Annotated in this window: 17 protein-coding genes and 1 pseudogene; all 18 read right to left on the bottom strand. The window is 59.5% G+C overall.

Going from position 1 to position 21,076, the window contains the following annotated elements:
• Window positions 1–242: 242 nt before the first annotated feature.
• A complete protein-coding gene (locus tag ACOQFT_RS09885) occupies window positions 243–488 on the bottom strand; it encodes a carboxymuconolactone decarboxylase family protein (protein WP_421597763.1) in 246 nt (81 codons plus the stop codon).
• Window positions 489–756: 268 nt separating this feature from the next.
• On the bottom strand, window positions 757–1,425 hold the full coding sequence (locus ACOQFT_RS09880) for a hypothetical protein (RefSeq protein WP_421597762.1): 669 nt from the start codon (window positions 1,423–1,425) through the stop codon (window positions 757–759).
• A 3-nt stretch (window positions 1,426–1,428) separates the two neighbouring features.
• The gene (locus ACOQFT_RS09875) at window positions 1,429–2,829 is read right to left on the bottom strand and encodes a selenium-binding protein SBP56-related protein (RefSeq protein ID WP_421597761.1); all 1,401 of its coding nucleotides are present in this window, start codon (window positions 2,827–2,829) and stop codon (window positions 1,429–1,431) included.
• 90 nt (window positions 2,830–2,919) lie between these two features.
• On the bottom strand, window positions 2,920–3,678 hold the full coding sequence (locus ACOQFT_RS09870) for an IclR family transcriptional regulator (RefSeq protein ID WP_421597760.1): 759 nt from the start codon (window positions 3,676–3,678) through the stop codon (window positions 2,920–2,922).
• A 236-nt stretch (window positions 3,679–3,914) separates the two neighbouring features.
• A complete protein-coding gene (locus tag ACOQFT_RS09865) occupies window positions 3,915–5,549 on the bottom strand; it encodes an acyl-CoA synthetase (protein ID WP_421597759.1) in 1,635 nt (544 codons plus the stop codon).
• 4 nt (window positions 5,550–5,553) lie between these two features.
• Window positions 5,554–6,354 carry an enoyl-CoA hydratase gene (locus ACOQFT_RS09860; protein ID WP_421597758.1) on the bottom strand — a complete coding sequence of 267 codons (801 nt, stop codon included), beginning with the start codon at window positions 6,352–6,354 and terminating at the stop codon, window positions 5,554–5,556.
• Between the two features lie 23 nt (window positions 6,355–6,377).
• Window positions 6,378–6,827 carry an OsmC family protein gene (locus ACOQFT_RS09855; protein WP_421597757.1) on the bottom strand — a complete coding sequence of 150 codons (450 nt, stop codon included), beginning with the start codon at window positions 6,825–6,827 and terminating at the stop codon, window positions 6,378–6,380.
• A gap of 24 nt (window positions 6,828–6,851) precedes the next feature.
• A complete protein-coding gene (locus tag ACOQFT_RS09850; RefSeq protein ID WP_421597756.1) occupies window positions 6,852–7,994 on the bottom strand; it encodes a glycine cleavage T C-terminal barrel domain-containing protein in 1,143 nt (380 codons plus the stop codon).
• A 161-nt stretch (window positions 7,995–8,155) separates the two neighbouring features.
• Window positions 8,156–8,647, bottom strand: coding sequence for an Lrp/AsnC family transcriptional regulator (locus ACOQFT_RS09845; RefSeq protein ID WP_421597755.1), 492 nt, complete (start codon window positions 8,645–8,647; stop codon window positions 8,156–8,158).
• A gap of 750 nt (window positions 8,648–9,397) precedes the next feature.
• Window positions 9,398–10,419: pseudogene (locus ACOQFT_RS09840) on the bottom strand (IS110 family transposase).
• Window positions 10,420–11,043: 624 nt separating this feature from the next.
• Complete coding sequence (locus tag ACOQFT_RS09835; protein ID WP_421597754.1) at window positions 11,044–11,868, bottom strand: alpha/beta fold hydrolase; 825 nt, start codon at window positions 11,866–11,868, stop codon at window positions 11,044–11,046.
• A 49-nt stretch (window positions 11,869–11,917) separates the two neighbouring features.
• On the bottom strand, window positions 11,918–13,651 hold the full coding sequence (locus ACOQFT_RS09830; protein WP_421597753.1) for a PHA/PHB synthase family protein: 1,734 nt from the start codon (window positions 13,649–13,651) through the stop codon (window positions 11,918–11,920).
• Between the two features lie 30 nt (window positions 13,652–13,681).
• On the bottom strand, window positions 13,682–14,827 hold the full coding sequence (locus ACOQFT_RS09825) for an acyl-CoA dehydrogenase family protein (protein ID WP_421597752.1): 1,146 nt from the start codon (window positions 14,825–14,827) through the stop codon (window positions 13,682–13,684).
• A gap of 76 nt (window positions 14,828–14,903) precedes the next feature.
• The gene (gene lpdA, locus ACOQFT_RS09820) at window positions 14,904–16,349 is read right to left on the bottom strand and encodes a dihydrolipoyl dehydrogenase (RefSeq protein ID WP_421597751.1); all 1,446 of its coding nucleotides are present in this window, start codon (window positions 16,347–16,349) and stop codon (window positions 14,904–14,906) included.
• A 2-nt stretch (window positions 16,350–16,351) separates the two neighbouring features.
• Entirely contained in the window at window positions 16,352–18,040 is a 1,689-nt protein-coding gene (locus ACOQFT_RS09815; RefSeq protein ID WP_421597750.1) for a 2-oxo acid dehydrogenase subunit E2, read from the bottom strand.
• Complete coding sequence (locus tag ACOQFT_RS09810) at window positions 18,041–19,054, bottom strand: alpha-ketoacid dehydrogenase subunit beta (RefSeq protein ID WP_421597749.1); 1,014 nt, start codon at window positions 19,052–19,054, stop codon at window positions 18,041–18,043.
• Window positions 19,055–19,056: 2 nt separating this feature from the next.
• Window positions 19,057–20,289: a 3-methyl-2-oxobutanoate dehydrogenase (2-methylpropanoyl-transferring) subunit alpha gene (locus ACOQFT_RS09805; RefSeq protein ID WP_421597748.1), complete on the bottom strand. Its 1,233-nt coding sequence runs from the start codon at window positions 20,287–20,289 to the stop codon at window positions 19,057–19,059.
• A 223-nt stretch (window positions 20,290–20,512) separates the two neighbouring features.
• On the bottom strand, window positions 20,513–20,983 hold the full coding sequence (locus ACOQFT_RS09800; RefSeq protein ID WP_421597747.1) for an Lrp/AsnC family transcriptional regulator: 471 nt from the start codon (window positions 20,981–20,983) through the stop codon (window positions 20,513–20,515).
• Between the last annotated feature and the right edge of the window lie 93 nt (window positions 20,984–21,076).

The raw sequence follows: 21,076 nt of genomic DNA, 5'->3' as shown, positions 1-21,076 counted from the left end.
GAAAATGGTGAGCCATAAGCGTAGAAATGAGCGATTGCTGAAATTTAATCTGGATACACAACCTGTCAGCGCCGGTTTTCCAGCAATTTCGTAACGCCACCGGCCGGAGAAGGCTGCAATATCGAGATCTACACTGCAACTGGATGAAACTGCCATGGCTTTCTCAACAAAGGTTCCGTCATTGCGGCTGATTTGGCAGATGACCCCGCGTTTGGCAGCGGGGTCGCCGACAACCACTTTGGTCAGGCGGCTTTTGCCATCTCCGGTGTCCAGGCATTCGGCGTGTCGGTGCGCAGCGCTGCGATCACGTCTGACGGTACGTTCGCCATCTGCGAAATCGTCGTGTGCGCGGCCATGCAGTAGGTGCAGCCATTCAGGCGGTTATTAGTCATGAGAATGAACTGACGTTCGGTCTCGGACAGGTCCGTTTTGCCGAAAATTCCGGCCAGCGACATGTATCCCTCAAGCAGGGCGGGCGCTTCGGCCATATTGCCCAGAAGGTTGGGAATGAAACCGTTGGCGCCTTTCGCGCCCTCAAGGAAGGGGTCGAGTGCGGCTGAGTGCTAAATCCCCCTTTAAGCAGATTTTCGGTGCTGCAGGACAGCAGGAAGTCCGGTCATTCGTTGGCCACGCAGCAACATTCAGGTAGCAAATTTACAGGTCGCGGAACGAACCCGATATTCGAAACGTGCTTTATGACGACTGCTTTCGGAGCCTTTTTCAGCGCAGAAACCGAGTTTACCGCTCTGGAGAAAGTCAATGGTACGGAGTTGAGGAGTAAAGGCCGAATGTACCAACTGCCACCAGGCTGAGCGCCCAGACAACGTCCAGATTGAACCACGTCTTTGCCAGAAATTTCAAGCCAAGCCAGAAGTAGATTACCAATGCAATCAGCCCCCCGGCAAATGTCATGGAAAAGGTGTGTGCGGCTGCAACCAGAAACGCAGTTGTCACGTTGCTGCCCATAAGGGCCTGTACCGCCAGATGGCCTGTTTCATCAGCACCTATGGCGCAAAGCCCGAGAAATATCGGGACCAGCATCAAACCCGCTCCATGCGCAGTTGCAGCTAGAAAGGACCACAAGGCCAACCGGGCAGGCCGCACGCGGGCTAACATTCTGGGATGTCTGCGATTGACCAGCAGATAGATCCCCATTGCTACGACGAGCAGGGCGGCGGCCACACGTATCCCAGCTTCCCACTCAACAAGGAAAAACATCAGTGAAAAAGGCAGCAAGATACCTATCATTGCTAGGAAATGACCCGCTGCCAGCATCGACAGAGCCTTTAGCATGCTGCTTGGGCGGCGTTCCATCAGGGCCGCTGACACTGCCAGCGGCCACCCCATGCCGGGATTGATCCCGTGATATAGACCGGAAAAAATGACAGCCCACCAAAGGGCTGCCACTGAAGTAAGGTCTGTCATGGTTTAGACAGACGGATAGCAGAAACTGTCCGTTGAACAATCACCGCCCTCAAGCCGTATCTGATGCGACCGCAGGCCTTTCGGGAACTCAATATAGAAATCCCTGTTCAAGGTCAGGCCGCCGTTTTCGCCCACATCCGCCATGACCATTTGTCCGCCTTCGTCATCAGGATAAAACTGGTCATCCCAGGTCGAGTATAGAGAATTGGTCCAATAGACCCGTTTGCCATCACGGCTGATCTCCACCATCTGCGGTCCATAGGCGAAGTCCTTGCCATTTGGATGGTTGGTCCCGCGCGCAATGCCGCCAAGCTCGACCTTGCCAGCCAGAACCGGGTTCATCGGGTCCGTGACATCATACTGGTGCATCTCACCCAATCCCCAGCAGGCAACATAGAGGTACTTGTCATCGAGGCTGAGGTCGATATCGGTGACCAGCGGCGGCACTGCTTCGAACCCCTGCAGCAGCGGCGGCAGATTTTCGGGCTTTTCAGGGCGCGGATCGATTGTGATGGTCTTCTTTGACTGCCATGTACCGTCATCACCACGCCACCAGGTGAAGATTGCGCCCTGCAGGTTGGTCGTGTCCACGACCACGCCGCAGAACCCGTAGGTTTTTGTCGGATCATGGGCGGGCCGGATTTCCAGCGCCATCTGATAGTTGTCGCCGAAATCCATGGTTTGAATGTTCTTTCGTGCGCGCAGATCCCAGAAATGGATCGAATGCCCGTATTCATTGGACAGCAGGTCCTCGGGCACGATCCCGTTTTCGAACTGCGGGGGCAGGCCCCATTCAGAGCTGACCATGTAGTCCTGCGGCAGGTTCCACCAGAAATCATAGTGCTTGTCCTGCTTGCCCCGGTCCATTTCGTACTGGCCGATGATCTCGAAGGTTTCGCAATCCATGATGAAGATGCCTGGAGGACCATCGGTGCCGTCTTTGCCGCCGCCGCCAAGGCAGGAGACATAGATCCCTTCCGGTCCGCAATGGATCGTATGCGGGCGCGAATACCCGGTCTTGGCGAACAGTTCCTCGGGCTCAATTGTCTTGTGGATATGCGCCTTGAGCGGCTCTTTCACATCAATCACATAGATGCGCGATGACCGGATGCCCGGCACGATCAGATAGCGGCGTTCGAGAAAAGCGTGCCCCGACAAAGGTGAAAGCGAAGAGGAGCAGGCGTTCCATCCGAAATGGTGAAACTCGTCGCCTTTGTTCGGCACGATAACCTGATGCACGATCTGGCCATAGGTGGACGAGCCAGGTTTGAGGTCAACAACGGCAATTCCATCGGACTGAGACCCGTCAGGGCTGAGCATCACCGTGAAAGCATAGTTTTCCACCGGTGCTTGCATCGCAAGCTTGGGCGACGCGTGGAATGTTGGTTCTGGTCTTAAGTTCATGTCTTCTCCTCCCATGGGAAAATTCTGTCCGTTTCGATCAGTCGCTGTTGGCCTTACTGCTGCTATGGATTTGATTATCTGGCCGTACTGCTACACCTCCGGTACGTTGCAAAGTTGGATGGCTCCGCTGACTTTGGCGGAGAGATCAATCAGTTTCCGGCCGATTTCCAGCCGGTACTCGGTGCCGAACCTGCGGACCGGCCCCACCGCCCCGACACTGAATGTGGCCCCGATATTGCCGATGGAAACCGGCGCCGCGACGCTGGCGATTCCGATGTCGATTTCCTGATCGCAATCGGCAAATCCCTGTTCCGCGATGGTTTCAAATTCGCGCCGCAACTCAGCCACGGTTGTCTTGGTATGCTCTGTATACTCTTTCAGGCTGCCGGAGAGGATGCTTTCGCGAAATTCGGGTTCGGCAAAGGCCGCAATAGCCTTTGAGCAGGAACAGGCGTGCAAGGGACGAACGCCAAGCCCAGGATGAACATATGCCCGTGCCGGATCGCCCGGAGTTTCAACGTGAATGAGTTCAACTTTTTTTTCGCGAAAACGCGCCAGAAAAACCGTTTCGTTGAAGCTGGTTGCCGCAGCGCTCAGCAAAGGGGCCGCACAGCGCCGCACATCAACATCGGACTTCCCCAGCAAGGCAATCCGGATCAACCGCTCGCCTATGACATACTTCCCGCCTGCGGATGGCTCATCAATCAGTTTTTGCTCCACAAGCGACTGAAAAAGCCGGTAGCAAGTGGGCTTGGGTAAGCCCGTCGCACGCTGCACTTCTGCCACAGAAACAGGCCGCCCGGCGACGGCAATGACTTCAAGAAGCTGGATCAAGCGATCGAGATGCATGCCAAAAAGGATTCTCATTCTTTAAGAACACGTCTCAGATGACGGGAAAACTTTGACTTTGGCAAGCTGAATCTGCGAGGGCATATGCATGAGAAAGTTACGCTCAAGGCCGGGTGTCGATCTCAAGGGACTTCTTCAATCATGCTTGGTTCTGAAGGTGCGGGCGCCAGGAGCCGTACTCAGCCTGCGAAACGCCCTGCCTTGGCACTCCGCCGCCTGACGTGCCGCTCCGCTGGTTATGACGCGATTTCCTTTGCCTGCTCGCGCAAGGCGAATTTCTGGATCTTGCCGGTCGAGGTTCTGGGGATCTCCGTAAAGACAAACCTGCCTGGGACCTTGTAGGGCGCCAGACGGCTGCGGCACCAGTTGCGCAGGATCTCCGCATCAGCCTGCTTGCCCTTGGCCAGCTCGACAAAGGCACAGGGGGTTTCGCCCCATTTTTCATGCGGCATTGCCACCACGGCTGCCACCGCAACCGCCGGGTGGCAGTACAGCGCTTCCTCGACCTCGATCGAGGAGATGTTCTCGCCGCCCGAGATGATGATGTCCTTTGACCTATCCTTGAGCTGGATATAGCCGTCGGCGTGCATGACACCCAGATCGCCGGAGTGGAACCAGCCGCCGGCAAAGGCTTCCTCGGTGGCTTTGGGATTGCGGAAATAGCCCTTCATCACGACGTTCCCGCGGAACATGACCTCGCCCATGGTCTGGCCGTCGCGCGGCACCGGCCGCATCGTCTCCGGGTCCAGCACATCCAGCTGTTCCAGCGGCAGGTAGCGCACGCCCTGGCGCGCCTTCAGTGCGGCCTGTTCGGCAGGCGGCAGATCCGACCAGCTGTGGTGCCAGTCATTGACGACCGCAGGACCGTAGGTTTCCGTCAGCCCATAAAGGTGGGTCACCTCAAAGCCTGCGGTCTTCATGTCCGCCAGCAGGCTTTCCGGCGGCGGCGCGGCGGCGATAAAAAACTGCACCTGCTGGTCGAGATCGCGCTTGGCCTCTTCCGGCGCCGAGATCAGCAGCGACATCACAATGGGGGCGCCGCACAGGTGGGTCACCCCCTCGTCCGCGAGGGCGTTCCAGATGGGTTCGGCCCGCACCTGCCGCAGGCAGACATGGGTGCCTGCGATGGCAGAGAGTGTCCAGGGGAAGCACCAGCCGTTGCAGTGGAACATCGGCAGGGTCCAGAGATAGACCGCGTGTTTCTGCATTGAGGTGGTCAGCGCGTTGCCCTGCGCCAGCAGATAGGCACCTCGGTGGTGCGAAACCACGCCTTTGGGGTCGCCGGTGGTGCCGGAGGTGTAGTTGATCGAGATCGCATCCCACTCGTCCTCCGGCATCAGCCAGGCGAAATCCGGGTTGCTGCGGGTCAGAAACACCTCGTAGTCGGCGGCCTCCGCATCTGTCGGCACACCGTCATACTCTGGGTCATCATACTGGATCAGAACCGGCGACACCGTGGCAAGCGCCAGCGCCTCCTGCATCAGAGGCATGAATTCCCTGTCCACGATCACCAGTTTTGACATCGCGTGGTCGAGCTGGATCGCAATCACCGCTGCATCCAGCCTTGTGTTAATCGAATGCAGCACCGCGCCGCACATAGGCACGCCGTAATGGCACTCAAGCATTGCCGGCGTATTGGGCAGCATTGCTGACACTGTGTCGCCGCGACCGATCCCGGTTTCTGCTAGAGCCGAGGCAAGCTGCCGCGCGCGCGCATAGAACTCCGCATAGCTGCGCCGCAAGTCCCCGTGCACAATCGCTGTGTGGTCCGGGTAGACGCTGGCGGCGCGCTCCAAAAAGGTCAGCGGCGTCAGCGGCTGATAGTTCGCGGGGGTGCGGTCGAGGCCGGTGTTGTACGGGTTTTCCGTCATGGTCCTATTGGTCCTGCCATTGGGGACTGCGTTTTTCAAGGAAGGCGCCGATGCCCTCCTCGGCGTCGCGGGCCAGCATGTTGTCCACCATCACGCCGGAGGCATAGGTATAGGCGTCAGCCAGGGGCATTTCCCGCTGAGCATAAAAGGCACGTTTCCCAGTGGCCAGGGTCATTACCGACTTGGAGGCGATCTTGCGGGCCATTTCCACCGTGGCTGCCTGCAGCTCCGCGGGCGGAACGGCGCGGTTAATCAGGCCGATCTCCTCTGCCCGCCGGGCCGGGGTCATGTCGCCAGTCAGCAACATCTCCATCGCGTGCTTATTGGAGACATTGCGCGACAGGGCCACCATCGGCGTCGAGCAGAATAACCCGATATGGACCCCCGGCGTGCTGAACTGCGCGGTGTCCGCAGCAAGGGCGAGGTCACAGCTGGCTACCAGCTGGCAGCCAGCCGCGGTAGCAATTCCAGTGACCTCGGCAATCACCGGCTTGGGGCAGTTGACGATCGCCTGCATTGCAGCAGAACACATGGCCATCACCTTGGCAAAATAGGCCCGCCCACCGTCTGCAGCCGCGCGCCCGGCGGTCATCTCCTTTAAGTCATGTCCCGCGCAATATGCGGGACCGTTTGCCGCCAGGACAACGACGCGCACCTTTGGGTTTCCCCCCGCTTCGGCAAAGGCCTGGGCCAGCGCCGCCAGCATCGCCTCGGATAGGGCATTGCGCCGCCCGGCATCGTTCAGGGTCAGGCGCAGGATGCCATCGTCATCCAGGTCGCGCAGCAGGATTTCGGTGTCTTGCACGGGGCTCTCTCCTGTTTTGAGGGTCAGTGAATGTTGATGTCGACGAAGTCAGCCAACGTATTGGCGATGAAACAGTACCGGTGCGCCCGGTGCTGCATTTCTGCCAGATCCGCCTCATTGACCTGAAAGCCGGTGTCGAACCGCACCAGCGGGTGCATATCCAGGCGGTTCACCGACATCTTGCCTTGCGGGTTCTTGCCCAGATGCGCCACCACGTGATCATGGTAGCTGGCGACAGGCCAGCCAGCCTTGGCGGCCAGAGCAAGAAAGGTCAGCATATGGCAGCTCGACAGCGCCGAGGCGAGCGCCTGTTCGGGATTGGTGCAGCCTGGATCGCCGCCATAGTCGGGGGCAGCGTCCACTTGTATGTCGTAGCCGTTATTGAGCTGAACATTATGCTCGGCTGTATAGGCGCCCGGCTTGAGCTCGGGCTCAACGCGGTTCCAGTGCAGGTCGATCGAAATTTCCGACATTTCCGTAAGTCCTCGTTCCGGCTGTTAGCTTGCTGCGAGCGATTTCTTGGGGTCGTAGAAGGGGATTTCTACAATCGTGGCCTTTGCCGGGCCGTTGGCAGTCATCACCTCGACTTCGGTGCCCAATTCAGAACTCCCTACCGAGACCATCGCCAGCGCGATGTTCTTCTCAAGGCGCGGGGAATAAACAGCCGAAGTCACCTTACCGACGGTGCCGTCATCTTTGGTGATCGCCCAGAAGCTAGTGTTGGGGCCGTTCATCGGGGCGCCATCGATGACAAGGCCGACCTGCTTGCGGCTGATGCCCTCCTCCTTGATGCGGTGCAAAGCGTCCTTGCCGATGAAGTCAGCTTCCATGTCGAGGCCGATCAGGCGGCCGAGACCCACCTCGAACGGGTTGGTATGGATGTCGGCATCGGCATGATAGGACAGCATGCCGCCTTCGATCCGCCGGATCGAGGAGGTGTGACCCGGCTGCAAGCCAAAGGGTTTGCCAGCCGCCATGATTTTTTCCCACAGCTCGTCGCCGCGCGACCCGTCCTGCAGATACAGCTCATAGCCCAGTTCGCTGGACCACCCGGTGCGCGACACGATCAGCGGGATGCCATCCAGCTCGACTTGGCGCAGCCAGTAGTATTTCAGGTCCACGATGCTGTCGCCGAACAGCGCCTTCATGATCTCGCCCGACTTTGGACCCTGCAGCTGCAGCGGCGACACGTCGGGTTCACCGATGGTGACATCCATGCCGGAATGCACTGCCACCCCCTGCGCCCACAGCAAGATGTCGCTGTCTGCCAGCGAGATCCAGAAGTGGTTCTCAGCCAGCCGCAGCAGGATCGGGTCGTTCAGGATGCCGCCGCCTGCATTGGTGATCAGGATATATTTGCACTGGCGAACGGCCATCTTCGACAGGTCACGCGGGGTCAGCATCTGCACGAACTTCGCCGCATCCGGGCCGGTGATCTCCACCTGGCGTTCGACCGCCACGTCGCACAGGATAGCGCCGTTCACCAGGTTCCAGAAGTTCTGCTCCGGATTGCCGAAGTCGCGTGGGATGTACATGTGGTTATACACCGAGAACCCCTTGGCGCCCCAGCGGACGGTGGCATCGAAATAAGGGGATTTGCGGATCTGCGTGCCGAACCCGAAACCGTCTGATTGCGTCATGTCTTTCACCCTTTGCACCGCTTGCCGTATCAGCCGCGGACTGTTTCAACTGGGTAAAGGATTACCCGCACAGGCAGGCCAGGAGCGGACTGAAAGAAAGCGGTGTGCAGACCGAACGGGCTGACGTCAGGCGGGCATGCAGTCTGTTCAGGCGGTTCCGGTCATTTGCGGGATCTGGCTGCCAGGCCAGAGAGATTCGGCTGGGCGGATTTGACATGGCGCGTCACGATGTAGGTCATGTAGCGGTCAATCCCCAGTTCGGCCGTCAGCAGGGTTTCCATCAATTCCTGAAATGCTGCCAAGCTTGGGGCAAAGACCTTCAGGATGTAATCCATGCCGCCGCCCGTGGCGATGCACTCGGTGACCTCGTCAAGATTCCGGATATGGCCCTCGAAGCGGTCAAAATCAGATTTGCGGTGATGGGTGAGCGAGACCGTCACGATGACCTGCGAGAAATCGCAGACCCGGTCGATTGCAATGTCGGCATGGTAGCCGCGTATGAACCCGGCTGCCTTCAATTTCCCAAGCCGGGCCCAGCACGGGGTTGGCGATAAGTTGACGATCTCCGCCAGCTTGGTTTTGCTCAGCTGGCCGTGTTTCTGGACTGCACTGAGGATGCGGATATCGGTCGCATCGAGGCGAAACTTGTCCATACATCAGGGCCTTTCAAAGCAAGGGTTTGGCAGGCCAATACAATCACCAGCAACTACTCGGAAGCAACAACTTGCTCCAGCGAAGTGGTCTGGCGCGCAGGCCACCGGCTGATTGCCGTCTGGCGAAATTTGCAAAAGAGCCTATTGCCTGAAACCGATAGCAACCCACCGCAACTACGACATGGCAAGATTCTGGCATAAGAATTTCGGGGGACTCTGCAACTGACTATCCTGAATGTTGGCCAATCCGGACTTGCTGCGGCACTCCGCAGGCAAATGTGTTATGCGCCGCCATTGAGGTAGCTTGCAGTGAATTTTCACTATGTTCCGCTCCCAGATGATCGGTCCTGGTTGCAGCAAAAAAACGGTGTGAAATTTGGGCATCGTCGTGGTTTTGAACGGCCGGTCTGGCGACATCGGCTGCAACTCAGCGATGAGTGTGCCGCGCCTGCGAGGGATCTCTGCGCCAGCGAAGGCAGAAAATCCGCGGTTGGTATTGTCCTGGGTGGATGACGTCTGCTTTGCAAGGAAAAATGCTCTGATTGCGCGGCTGGTCAGTACAGTCCTGTGCCCGGCCTTTGGTCGCGGATGCTGTATTTCCGCTGGCCTTGATGGGTTCCGTGAACCTGGACGCAATCGGCGACGCGAACCGGAAAGTTCAGGACAAAGCTCGGGTTCCCGGGTTCTCGGATGACCGCACGTGCCATCATGACATTCGTCTTGCAATTCGTGTTTGTATTGCTCCTCCGTTTATGCGGCTGATTGCCGGTAATATGTTTCCTTGGTGAGGATGGCCCAGATGATCCTGGCCGTTTTGTTTGCCATAGCAATGGTTGCGAGGCGCATTGGTTTGCGTTCCAACAGCTGCATGATCCGGGGGTGCACCCGCTCCGGATACCCACGGTACGCTGAACCTGAGAAGTCATGCCGATCACCAACAATCGTCGAATAAAGCGATCACACTTCTTGCTGATCCGGCCTAACCGCTCTTTACCGCCACTTGACCTGTTCAACGGTGTGAGTCCGAGCCATGCGGCAAACTCGCGACCGTTCCTGAACTGCTTGCCGTCGCCGATGGTGGCGACAATGGCCGACGCAGTGATGGGGCCAACGCCGGGCACCGTTCTGATGCGTTTGGCGCGTTCATCGTTCCGGGAATGATACTCGATCAACTTGTCGTAGAAGGTCACCCGACCATCGAGATCAATAACCTGGTCACAGAGCGTCTTGAGCATGCTCTTCGCCACGTCCGGAATGTCCGGACAGTCATCGGTCTGGAACGTCTTGATGAAGCGCATCGCTGCAGTCGGCCCGTTCCCGATCACATGGCCAAACTCTCGCAGAAGACCACGGATCACGTTCAGCATCTGGGTTTTCTGCCGGACGATGAGCTGGCGCACCCGATGCATTGTGAGCAAGGCCTGTTGCTCTTTCGATTTCACAGCAACAAACCGCATCGTAGGTCGCGTAACTGCCTCGCAAATCGCGGCCGCATCAACGGCATCTGTCTTCCCGCGCTTCACGTATGGCTTGACGTAAACGGCAGGCATCAGGCGCACATCGTGTCCGATTGCAATCAATTCACGCGCCCAATGGTGGGCTGACCCGCAGGCCTCAATCCCAACCAATCAATTTGGCAGCGTCTCGAAAAACTTGAGTAATTGTCGGCGCCGGATCGAACGATTGAAAACAACCGTGCCGTTGGCGGTAATTCCGTGAGCTTGGAAAACGTCCTTGCCGAGGTCCAAACCTACTGTCGTAACCTCCATGATGGGGCTCCTTTCCTAGCAGAAGATGACTTCCCCACTATGCCGCATTACGCGACAGTCGGGTGCAGACGTCATCCACCCCATCCGCTCCTTTCCAGTTCGCCGAGTGTAATGCGAATGGCCGCGATCACTCCGACAACGGGCGTTCGTGCTTCGGGCGGCGGAGAAACCTGAAGAGCCCAATGCGGACCAAGAGAATTCTCGCTGCGCGCGCTCGCAGCACGGCGAATGCTGCACACGCGCAAATTCTCATGTCGCGGTTGCGAGAGATTTGCGGCCAATCAGGAATCGTGTAACAAAAAAAGAATGTTCAGGTTCACAGGTTGCGGACAAATTTGCCAATCTCCGAACTCAGGCCAATGGCCGCCACGCGAACATTTGATCAAAAAAATCAAGTTAATCTTCGGTGTGTTTCCACCGTTGGCTACATGCTCGGCAGCACCACGGTGACGCCAACTGTAGCTGCGAAAATTATCTGGATGAATTGCGTAGGACGATGACTCAGGCGAGCCTGCATTGGCTAATTTCGCTTACAAACCTGATGTCGCAGGAACCGAAATCGGGGCATTTGATTTGCCTGGCCAAGGTGACTTTCCGTTGCCGCAACAGAACTGTTTTCGCCAAACCCTAATTGTCCAAAAACTCCGTAACCAACTCACCGACCTCAGAACGGTGTGAATACATCAGGAGATGACCTGCATTGAATATTCTGAAGCTGGAATCCGGCTTTAGGGCAGCCAGCAACATTTGATTTGCAATCGGGATCAATGTATCAAACGCGCCGCCGATGATTTGCGTCGGTTGCATCAGCTGGCCGAACCATGGAATGCTGCTCCAGCAGCAAAGGGCGTTTACCTGCGCGAAATACCCCTTGAGGCTCGGCCTGATCGCATTTTCCGCGTACTCACGGAACAGCGCGGGCTGCAGAATGGCCTCGCCGCCATACATGAACGGACCGATGAAGTCGCCATAGCTCTTGTTGGCGTAGCGCCACGGGAAACAAATTTCCGAGACAGCGATCGGCGAACCCCACCAGCTTCCGGGTCCGCCGGCGGAGGTTATGGCCAAGACCAGCCGGCGCACACGGTCGGGCTGATCGCGTGCGATCTGCTGCGCCACGGCCCCGCCCCAGGAAATCCCCATCACGTCAAACTGCTGAACCCCCAACTGGTCCAGAAGTTCTCCCAACATCGCTGCGTGCTGCGGAATCGTGGTCAGGCCATCCGGAACATCCGAGCGGCCGGTGCCGGCCGCATCAAATGCGATGACCGGCCGATCGTGCAATTCCTGCATCAGCGGAAAAAGGATTTCGACGGACTGCCCGAGACCGTTGCAGATCACCAGCGGCACGTCAGAAAGGTCCAGATCCCTGGTATAGACCCTCAGCTTTGCGCCACCCGCGGAGAGCATTTGAAACCGGCCGTTTTCCGGGGCATCGCATATTTGTGACACTCGTTACGCTCCTGACGCGTGGATGTTCTGCCTGTTGGCAAACGCAGACTTATCCGTCCTGCGGCACTTCTTCCAGCACATATGTCCCCGGCGCTGGCGCAAGCTCGGGGTGTTTTCGGTCGCCCAGGGCGCGCGGGGCGCTGCGTTGCTCGGCGCCGCTGGTCTTGTCCAGCCAGCCCAGCCAATGCGGCCACCAGCTGCCCTCGGTACGCGCGGCCGAGCTTTGCCATTCCTCTGCCGTGCCTGACTGGCCGCCACCCGAAAGGAAATAGCGGCGGTTCTTGACCGGATGATTGATGACAGTGCCGGACACATGGCCACCAGACGTCAAGATGAACTCGGTCACATTGGGCAGGAGTTGCGTGGATGTAAAAGAGGTCTTCCATGGCACGATGTGGTCACCCGTTGCGGCGACAAAGCAGCAGGGCACGTCGATATTGCCGCAATCCACCGGCTGGTCCAGCAACGTCAGAGCGCCGGGCTCCTTGAGCTTGTTGGCGTGATACATCTCTTCGACGAAATAGGCGTACCACTTGACCGGCAGGTTCGAGGTATCGGCGTTCCAGTAGAGGATGTCGAAGGGTGGCGGGTTCTGGCCCTTGAGGTAGTTGTTGACGACGAAGCCCCAGATGCTTTCGTTGACATGCAGCATCGCCATTGCCCGCGCGATATCTCGGCCGGGGGCGACCTTGGCGGTTTCGAGCCGCCGCTTGTAGGCCTCGATCTGCGGCTGGTCGATGAACACCTCGACCTCGCCGGGATCGCTGAAATCCAGCATCGCCGAAAGGAAAGTGGCAGACCCCACCAGCGATTTCTGCGCCTTGGGCATCACCGCCAGCGCCGCCAACAGCAGGGTGCCGCCATTGCACCATGACAGCAGGTCGAGCTTCTTGGTCTTGGCGATCCCGGCGGTGGCGTCCATCGCCTCCATCACACCGCGGGTGATGTAATCGTTCCAGTCATAATCCTGCGTCTCGGGGCCGGCATTGCGCCAGGAGATGGTGAAGACCGCATGGCCCTGTTCCAGCAGGTAGCGGATCATCGACTTCTTTTCATTGATGTCGAAGATGTAGAACTTGTTCACGCAAGGGGGCACGATCAGGATCGGGTTCGTGCGCACCTCTGGCGTCACGGGCGTGTACTGAATGAGCTCGATCAGCTCGTTGCGATAGACCACCGCGCCGGGGGTGGTGGCCAGGTTTTCGCCGAGCGCAAAAGCGGTTTCGTCCGTCGTGGTGATATAGCCCTTTTCGAGATCGGTCAGCATGTTCTGAAAGCCGTCAATCAGGCTCTTGCCGCCGGTTTCCTGCGCCAGTTTCAAGACTTCGGGGTTGGTCGTGACGAAATTCGAGGGCGCCAGGCCGTCGGCGGTGACGCGGGCATAGAAACTGAGCTTGCGTTGCTCATGCTCCGGCAACCCGGCTTTGTCGGCCATATCGACCATGGCCTTGGCGGTCAGCTCGTAGGACTGACGCAAAAACGGAAAAATGCCTTCGTTCCAGGCCTCGTCGCTGAACCTGCGATCCTTGCTTGGCTCCAGATCTGCATCCTTGCCCTGCAGGCCGGAAAGCCAGAGTTTCGCCATTTCCGACTGGTAGGAGGACCAGGCCTTGATCCATTCTCCCCAGGTCTCGCTGCTCGGGGTCGACATCGCTTGTGCGGCGGCGGCCCAGGCTTTGGCGAAATCGGTCGGTTTCGACGGGTCCATCGTGGTAAAAAGCGGATGCGACTTGGTGGCGGAGAGCATCATCTCAGACAGCTTCTTCATCACGTTCTGGTCCATAGGTTCCTCCATTTTGTCTGAAGCGCCGTCTCAGCCCCGGTCCGCGAGCAGTTGCCGCGAGACGATGAGGTGCATGATTTCATTGGTGCCTTCCAGGATCTGATGCACGCGCAGATCGCGCACGATCTTTTCGATCCCGTAGTCGGCAAGATAGCCGTAACCGCCGTGCAACTGCAGCGCGTCATTGGCGACCTCAAAGGCCACGTCCGTCACGAAGGTCTTGGCCATCGCGCAATATTTCGTCGCGTCATAGGATTTGGCATCCAGTTTCCACGCCGCCTGGCGCAGAAACACCCGCGCCGCCTGCAGCTTGATCTCCATCGCCGCCAGGCGGAACTGAAGGGCCTGAAACTGGTCGATCGTCTTGCCAAACGCCTTGCGCTCGCCGGTATAATCCAACGCCGCATTCAGGGCGGCCTGGGCCCCCCCAAGCGCCGATGCCGCAATGTTCAGCCGCCCGCCGTCAAGCCCGGCCATGGCGTAGGTGAAACCGCGGCCTTCCTCGCCCATCAGGTTTTCGGCGGGAATATCACAATCGTCAAACTGCACCTGCGCCGTTGGCTGAGCTTTCCAACCCATCTTCTGTTCCAGCGCGCCGAAGGACAGGCCCTTGGTGCCCGCCTCGACCAGCACCGCCGAGATCCCGCGGGGGCCGTTGTCGCCGGTGCGTACCATGGTCAGGTAGACATCGGAATAGCTGCCGCCCGAGATAAAGGCCTTGGTGCCGTTGAGTTTGTAGCCCTCGTTGGTCCGGTCCGCACGTGTCCGGAGCGCCGCCGCGTCCGAGCCCGAGCCGGGTTCGGTCAGACAGTAGGAAAAGAGCTTTTCCATACTGCAAAGCTGCGGCAGCCATTTTTTCTTGGTCTCGTCCGAGCCGAATTTGTCGATCATCCCGCCGCACATATTGTGGATCGACAAGAGCGAAGCAACCGCCGGGCAGGACATCGACAGCGCTTCGAACACCATCGTGGCATCCAGTCGTGTCAGACCCGAGCCGCCATATTCTTCCGAGACATAGACGCCGCCCAGCCCCAGTTCGGCGAATTTGGGCCACAGGTCCTTCGGGATCGTCCCCTGGCTTTCCCATTTCGCCGCGAAGGGCGCGATATGTTCCTGCCCAAAGTCAGATGCCATCTCGAAGATAGCGTTCTGTTCTTCCGTCGGTGCAAAATCCATGAGTTCAGCCTTTCTGTCGGTTCAGGTTTCGCGGCGGCTCCGCGACCTGCAGTCTTGATGTGACGGTTGTTCCGCGTCAGATGTGGATGGCATGGCCCAACGCCTTCAGCGCGGCTTCCTGCAGGCCCTCGCTTTGGGTCGGGTGGGCGTGGATGGTGCCGGCGATATCTTCTAGCCGGGCGCCCATTTCGATGGCAAGCGCGAAGGACGCAGCCAGTTCCGAGATGCCGCCACCGGTCGCCTGAATTCCCAGGATCACGTGGTCGCTGGCGCGTGCGACCACGCGGATGAAACCATTTTCGTTTTCCATCGTCATGGCGCGCCCGTTGGCGGTGAAGGGAAACTTGCCGATTTCAATGTCGCGGTTCAGAACCAGTTCCTCGTCGGGCGTAAATCCGGGTGTGACAATGTCGTGCCCCAGTGCGCGGGCTTCATCCGGTGACAGGCCGACGGTCACGATTTCGGGATCGGTGAAGCACACCGCCGGGATACATTGCTTGTCCCAGGCCTGCGGGCCGCCAGCAACGATTTCCGCCGTCATCTCGCCTTGCGCGATGGCGCGGTGGGCCAGCATCGGCTCGCCGGTCACGTCGCCGATGGCAAAGACATCACGCATCGAGGTCTGGCAGCGGTCGTCGATCTGGATGAACGGGCCATTCATTTTCAGCGACAGTTCTTCCAGCCCGCAATCATGGGTCCGCGCCTTGCGCCCGACCGCGACCAGCACCTTGTCGAAGGGCAGCTCGGTTGCGTCGCCGCCTTCCAGCGTGACCCTCAGGGCGTCCTTGTTGGCGTTCAGGCCCTCTGCCTTCGCGTTCAGCATCACGGTGATGCCAAGTGAGTCCAGCCGTTCGGCCACGGGTTTGGTCAGTTCCTTGTCATATTGCGGCAGGATGCGGTCGGCGAATTCCACCACCGTCACCTCGGCGCCCAGCTTGGCCATGGCGGTGCCGATCTCAAGCCCGATATAGCCGCCGCCGACAACGATCAGCTTTTCCGGCACCTCGGTCAGCGCGAGCGCACCCGTGGACGAGATCACATCGCCGCCGAAGGGCAGCGAGGGGATTTCAAACGGCTCCGACCCGGTTGCGATGACGATCTTCTCGGCGCGGATGAGCTGTTCGCCCAGATCGGTTTTGACGATCACGGACTTGCCGTCACGGAACCGCGCCTGGCCGATGATCGCCCGCACGCCGGCGCGTTTCAGCAACGCCGCGACACCGCCATTCAGCCGGGCCACGATGCTGTCCTTCCAGGCCACGGTTTTTTCCAGATCAATGCTGGGTTTCTGCACGGAAATACCGAGGTTGTTGTCGCCGGTGAATTTCACCGCATGGGAAAATTCCTCGGCCGCGTGGATCAGCGCCTTGGAGGGGATGCAGCCGACGTTCAGGCAGGTGCCGCCATGGGCCTTGGCCTCGACGATGATCGTATCCACCCCCAGCTGTCCGGCACGAATAGCGCAGACATAGCCGCCGGGGCCCGAGCCGATCACCAGCAATTTGCAATTCAGTTCTTCCATGATCAGTCCTCCAGCAACAGCATCGCGGGGGTTTCGAGAAGGGATTTGAGTTTCTGCACAAAAACCGCCGCATCCCAGCCGTCGATGACGCGGTGATCAAAGCTGCAGGAGATGTTCATCATCTTGCGCGGTACGAAGGCACTGCCGTCCCAGTGCGGGCGCACCGCCATCTTGTTGATGCCGACGATGGCCACCTCCGGGTGGTTGATGATAGGCGTGGTCGCCAGCGCGCCAAGCGGCCCGAGCGAAGTGATGGTGATGGTCGAGCCGCTCAGCTCCTCGGCCTTGGCCTTGCCGTCGCGGGCGGCATTGGCCAGGCGGACAAGCTCGCCGGCGCTTTCCCACAGGGTCATCGCTTCGGCATGGCGCACCACCGGGACAATGAGCCCGTTCGGCGTCTGGGTCGCGATGCCCACATGCACGCCTTCGAACTTGCGGAATATGCCGTCGTCATCTTCGAAATGCGCGTTCAGGTTGGGTTGCTCCGCCACCGCGTCGACGATCGCGCGGATCACGAAGGGCAGCACTGTCAGCTTGCCCTTGGTCTCGGCCCTGGCTGTATTCAGCTGGCCCCGCAACTCTTCCAGATCGGTAACATCGACCTCTTCGACAATGGTGATGTGCGGAATGCGGGATTTAGACAGCGCCATGCGTTCGGCGATCTTGCGGCGCAGGCCGATGACTTTCTCTTCGGTTTCGCCGGTCCGTTGCGGACGTTTGGCGATACCTGCCGCCACATGCTGCCCGCCGGTCTGGTGAAAATGGGTCAGATCCTCATGGCTGATCCGCCCGGCAGGGCCGCTGCCCATCACCCGGCGCAGATCGACACCCAATTCGCGGGCGCGCTTGCGCACCGACGGCGTCGTCAGAGGATTGTCGCCCTCGGCGCGGCGTTGTGCGCCGGCCGGCGCGGGTGCGGACGGTCTGGCCCCGGGTGCGGAAGTCTGCGGTTTCTTTACCTTGGGCGCAGGGGCCGGTGCGGCCGGTTTTGCCGGTGCCGCAGCGGGGGCGGGGGCGGCGGATGCCAGCTTCCTGGTCGCATCCTCTATCGTGGTGTTACCTGCGCCATCAACTTCGATAAGCATCAGCGTGCTACCGATGGCAACCGTTTCTCCGACCTCGCCGCCAAGATAGAGCACCTTGCCGGACGCATTCGAAGGGATCTCGACCGCGGCCTTTTCGGTCATCACCTCGGCGATGATGTCGTCTTCCTTGACCTGAGCACCGACCGAGACATGCCAACCGGTCAGCTCCGCTTCGGCGATGCCTTCGCCGACGTCCGGCACCTTGATTTCATGCAGCCCCTTGCCTTCGGCCAGAGTCAGATCCGGCGCCGGCGCAGCGGGTGCGGTCTGGGCCGGTGTCGGCTCTTCGGCAGCAGGCTCAGGTGTATCCCCGAGCGAAGCGGCCTCTGCCGCCTCTGCCTCTTCGGCCGAGGTGTTGCCCGCGCCCTCGACCTCCAGACGGACCAGATCGGCGCCGATAGCCATCGTGTCACCGGCCTCGCCGCCCAGCCAGACGATCTTGCCGGAAACAGAAGAGGGGATTTCGACGGCGGCCTTGTCGGTCATCACTTCGGCCAGCACATCGTCTTCGTTGACGACATCGCCGACCTTGACATGCCAGGCGCTGAGTTCTGCCTCGGCGATGCCTTCGCCGACATCCGGCAGCTTGATGGTATAAAGTCCCATTTACGCCTCCATCAGATTTTTCATGTTGCGGCCGACCCGGTCGGGGCCCGGGAAATAGGCCCATTCCTGTGCGTGCGGATAAGGCGTGTCCCAGCCCGCCACCCGCAGCACCGGCGCTTCGAGGTGATAGAAACACTCCGCCTGGATCTGCGCGGCCAGTTCGGCGCCGAAGCCCGAGGTCAGCGTCGCCTCGTGCAGGACCAGGCAGCGCCCGGTTTTCTGCACCGAGGCCATCACCGTTTCCGTGTCAAGCGGGATCAGCGTGCGCAGGTCGATCACCTCGGCGTCGATGCCGGTTTCCTCGGCGGTCGCAATCGCCACATGAACCATGGTGCCATAGGTCACGATGGTCAGGTCGCTGCCCGCGCGTGCCACGGCGGCCTTGCCCAGCGGGACCTCGTAATAGGCCGGGTCGACCTCGCCCAGCGGATGCTTCTTCCACGGCTGCACCGGGCGGTCGTGATGACCGTCGAAGGGACCGTTATAGAGCCGCTTCGGCTCCAGGAAGATCACCGGGTCGGGATCGGCGATGGCCGCCAGCAGCAGCCCCTTTGCATCCTGGGGGTTGGACGGAATGACGGTTTTCAGCCCGGCCACATGGGTAAACAGCGCCTCGGGGCTCTGGCTGTGGGTCTGACCGCCCCAGATGCCACCGCCGGTAGGCATGCGCACCACCATCGGACAGGTGAACTCGCCGCCCGAACGGTAGCGCAGACGCGCTGCCTCGGACACGATCTGGTCATAGGCGGGGTACATATAGTCGGCGAACTGCACCTCGACCACGGGTTTCAGCCCGTAAGCCGCCATGCCGACACCGGCGCCGACGATGCCGAGCTCGCTGATCGGCGCATCAAAACACCGCTCGGGCCCGTATTTCTGCTGCAGCCCGGCGGTGCATCGGAACACCCCGCCGAAATAGCCGACATCCTCGCCGAAAACGACCACGTTCTCGTCCCGCTCCATCGCCAGATCGTGGGCGTTCTGAATCGCCGCAATCATTGTCATCTGTGTCATGATCAATATCCCACCTCGTGCCGCTGCCGGATGAGATGCGGTGGCATCTCGGCATAGACATCCTCAAACATATCGCGCGGCGACGGTGTGTGGCCGGAATTCAGCGTGCCAATGGCTTCGGCGCGTTTCTGGCACTCGATCACCATGTCGGTAATCTCGGCCTCGGCCTGCTGGTGGCGTTCCTCCGACCAGAGCCCCTTTTTGATCAGATGGGTCTTGAGCCGCTCGATCGGATCGCCAAGCGGCCAGGCCTCGCTTTCGCTTTTCGGACGATAGGCGCTTGGATCATCCGAGGTAGAATGCCCGCCGGCGCGATAGGTCACATGCTCGATCAGCGTCGGGCCCAGATTGCGGCGCGCCCGCTCGGTCGCCCATTTGGCGGCGGCATGCACCGCCAGGTAGTCGTTGCCATCGACGCGCAGCGACGGAATGCCGAACCCATGTCCGCGGGCGGCAAAAGTATGGGCGCCACCGCGCGCAATGCCCTGGAAGGTGGAAATGGCCCATTGGTTGTTGACCACGTTCATCACCAGGGGCGCGGAATAAGTCGAGGCGAAGACCAGCGCGGCGTGGAAATCGCTTTCCGAGGTCGAGCCATCGCCGATCCACGAGGCGGCGATCTTGGTGTCGCCCTTGATCGCCGAGGCCATGCTCCAGCCGACCGCCTGGATATACTGGGTCGCGAGGTTGCCCGAGATCGTGAAGAATCCATACTCTTTGGAACTATACATCACCGGCAATTGCCGTCCGTGCAGCGGATCGGCCTCGTTCGAGTAGATCTGGCACATCATGGTTTCCAGCGGGTAGCCGGCGGCAATCAGCAGACCGGCCTGACGATAGGTCGGGAAGTTCATATCCCCCTTTTGCAGCGCCCGCTGAAAGGCGCAGCTGATCGCCTCTTCGCCCAGATGCTGCATGTAGAACGAGGTCTTGCCCTGGCGCTGCGCCGTCATCATCCGGCTGTCATAGATGCGCAGCGTCATCATGTCCCGCAGGCCCTGGGAGATCTCGTCCTCGCTCAGACTGCCGGCCCAGTCGCCCTGCGCCTCGCCCTCGTCATCCAGCACGCGGAGGACGGTGAAGGCCAGATCGCGCATCGCCTCGGGTTTCTCGTCGACCGGCGGGCGGCGCACCGACCCGGCCGAGGGAATATCGAACCCGGAGAAATCCGGTGTGTCGCCAGGTCGGCACTGCGGCTGCGGAACCTTGAGAGAAAGCGGGGCTGTGTCTGTCATGGCATCCTCGGTTTGATGTGGGTTGCGGATGGAACGGCGGCGGATCATCGTCCCATCAGCTTCAAGACTTTCGTTGGAATCGATCTGCTGCCAAATCAACAAGAACGGTTCTAAGGCTACACCGGTCGAATTTCTGATTGTTCTGAAGGGTTCAGGCAAAAAATTCCGGCAGAAATTTTGCCAGTTCGGCATGATGCAAAATTTTCTTGCCGGCCCCCAACGCTCAAATCGTGTCGGGCACGAATCCGGTCTCGTTCTTGTAGCATTTCAGTGAGAACGACGACCGGGAGTTCCGAATACCCTTGATGCGGTACAATTTCTGATTGAGAAAGTGTTCGAACCCGCGGGTTCCGTCGACCGCAACCTTGATGAAACAGTCGAACTCTCCCGAGGTCAGGTGAACTTCCAGCACTTCGGGAATTTTGCACAATTCCTCGCACAATTGGGAGATCCGGGTCACCTCGTCGCGGGCGGCGGATATTTCGACCAGAACGATGTCAGAATAGCCCAGAAGGCGGTGGTTGATCACCGCATTGAACCCCTCGATATAACCTTCACGCTGCAGGCGCTGGACGCGCTGCCAGCACTGGCTGGTCGACAGCGACACGATTTCGGACAATTTTGTGTTCGGAATATTGCCTTCTTTCAGCAGAGTGCGAAGAATCCGGACATCAGTCGAATCGAGAGTTTTCATAAATCTTCTTTCGTTTTTCGACGGATTGGCGAAATCAGATTTCGAATCTGAGCATAATCCTTATAAGTTCAAACATCTATTCCGGCAACATGG

This window comes from Ruegeria sp. MALMAid1280, from assembly GCF_049195285.1.
Taxonomy (GTDB): Bacteria; Pseudomonadota; Alphaproteobacteria; order Rhodobacterales; family Rhodobacteraceae; genus Ruegeria.
Note: the sequence above shows the minus strand (reverse complement) of the source record. Positions and strands in the feature narration are given on the sequence as shown.

Coding starts and splice junctions, on each gene's coding strand:
- ACOQFT_RS09855 (WP_421597757.1), bottom strand. CDS start 6,827: ATGTCGGAAATTTCGATCGACCTGCACTGGAACCGCGTTGAGCCCGAG.
- ACOQFT_RS09810 (WP_421597749.1), bottom strand. CDS start 19,054: ATGACACAGATGACAATGATTGCGGCGATTCAGAACGCCCACGATCTG.
- ACOQFT_RS09865 (WP_421597759.1), bottom strand. CDS start 5,549: ATGACGGAAAACCCGTACAACACCGGCCTCGACCGCACCCCCGCGAAC.
- ACOQFT_RS09815 (WP_421597750.1), bottom strand. CDS start 18,040: ATGGGACTTTATACCATCAAGCTGCCGGATGTCGGCGAAGGCATCGCC.
- ACOQFT_RS09800 (WP_421597747.1), bottom strand. CDS start 20,983: ATGAAAACTCTCGATTCGACTGATGTCCGGATTCTTCGCACTCTGCTG.
- ACOQFT_RS09805 (WP_421597748.1), bottom strand. CDS start 20,289: ATGACAGACACAGCCCCGCTTTCTCTCAAGGTTCCGCAGCCGCAGTGC.
- ACOQFT_RS09885 (WP_421597763.1), bottom strand. CDS start 488: ATGGCCGAAGCGCCCGCCCTGCTTGAGGGATACATGTCGCTGGCCGGA.
- ACOQFT_RS09875 (WP_421597761.1), bottom strand. CDS start 2,829: ATGAACTTAAGACCAGAACCAACATTCCACGCGTCGCCCAAGCTTGCG.
- ACOQFT_RS09880 (WP_421597762.1), bottom strand. CDS start 1,425: ATGACAGACCTTACTTCAGTGGCAGCCCTTTGGTGGGCTGTCATTTTT.
- ACOQFT_RS09850 (WP_421597756.1), bottom strand. CDS start 7,994: ATGACGCAATCAGACGGTTTCGGGTTCGGCACGCAGATCCGCAAATCC.
- ACOQFT_RS09870 (WP_421597760.1), bottom strand. CDS start 3,678: ATGCATCTCGATCGCTTGATCCAGCTTCTTGAAGTCATTGCCGTCGCC.
- ACOQFT_RS09825 (WP_421597752.1), bottom strand. CDS start 14,827: ATGGATTTTGCACCGACGGAAGAACAGAACGCTATCTTCGAGATGGCA.
- ACOQFT_RS09830 (WP_421597753.1), bottom strand. CDS start 13,651: ATGGACCAGAACGTGATGAAGAAGCTGTCTGAGATGATGCTCTCCGCC.
- lpdA (WP_421597751.1), bottom strand. CDS start 16,349: ATGGAAGAACTGAATTGCAAATTGCTGGTGATCGGCTCGGGCCCCGGC.
- ACOQFT_RS09845 (WP_421597755.1), bottom strand. CDS start 8,647: ATGGACAAGTTTCGCCTCGATGCGACCGATATCCGCATCCTCAGTGCA.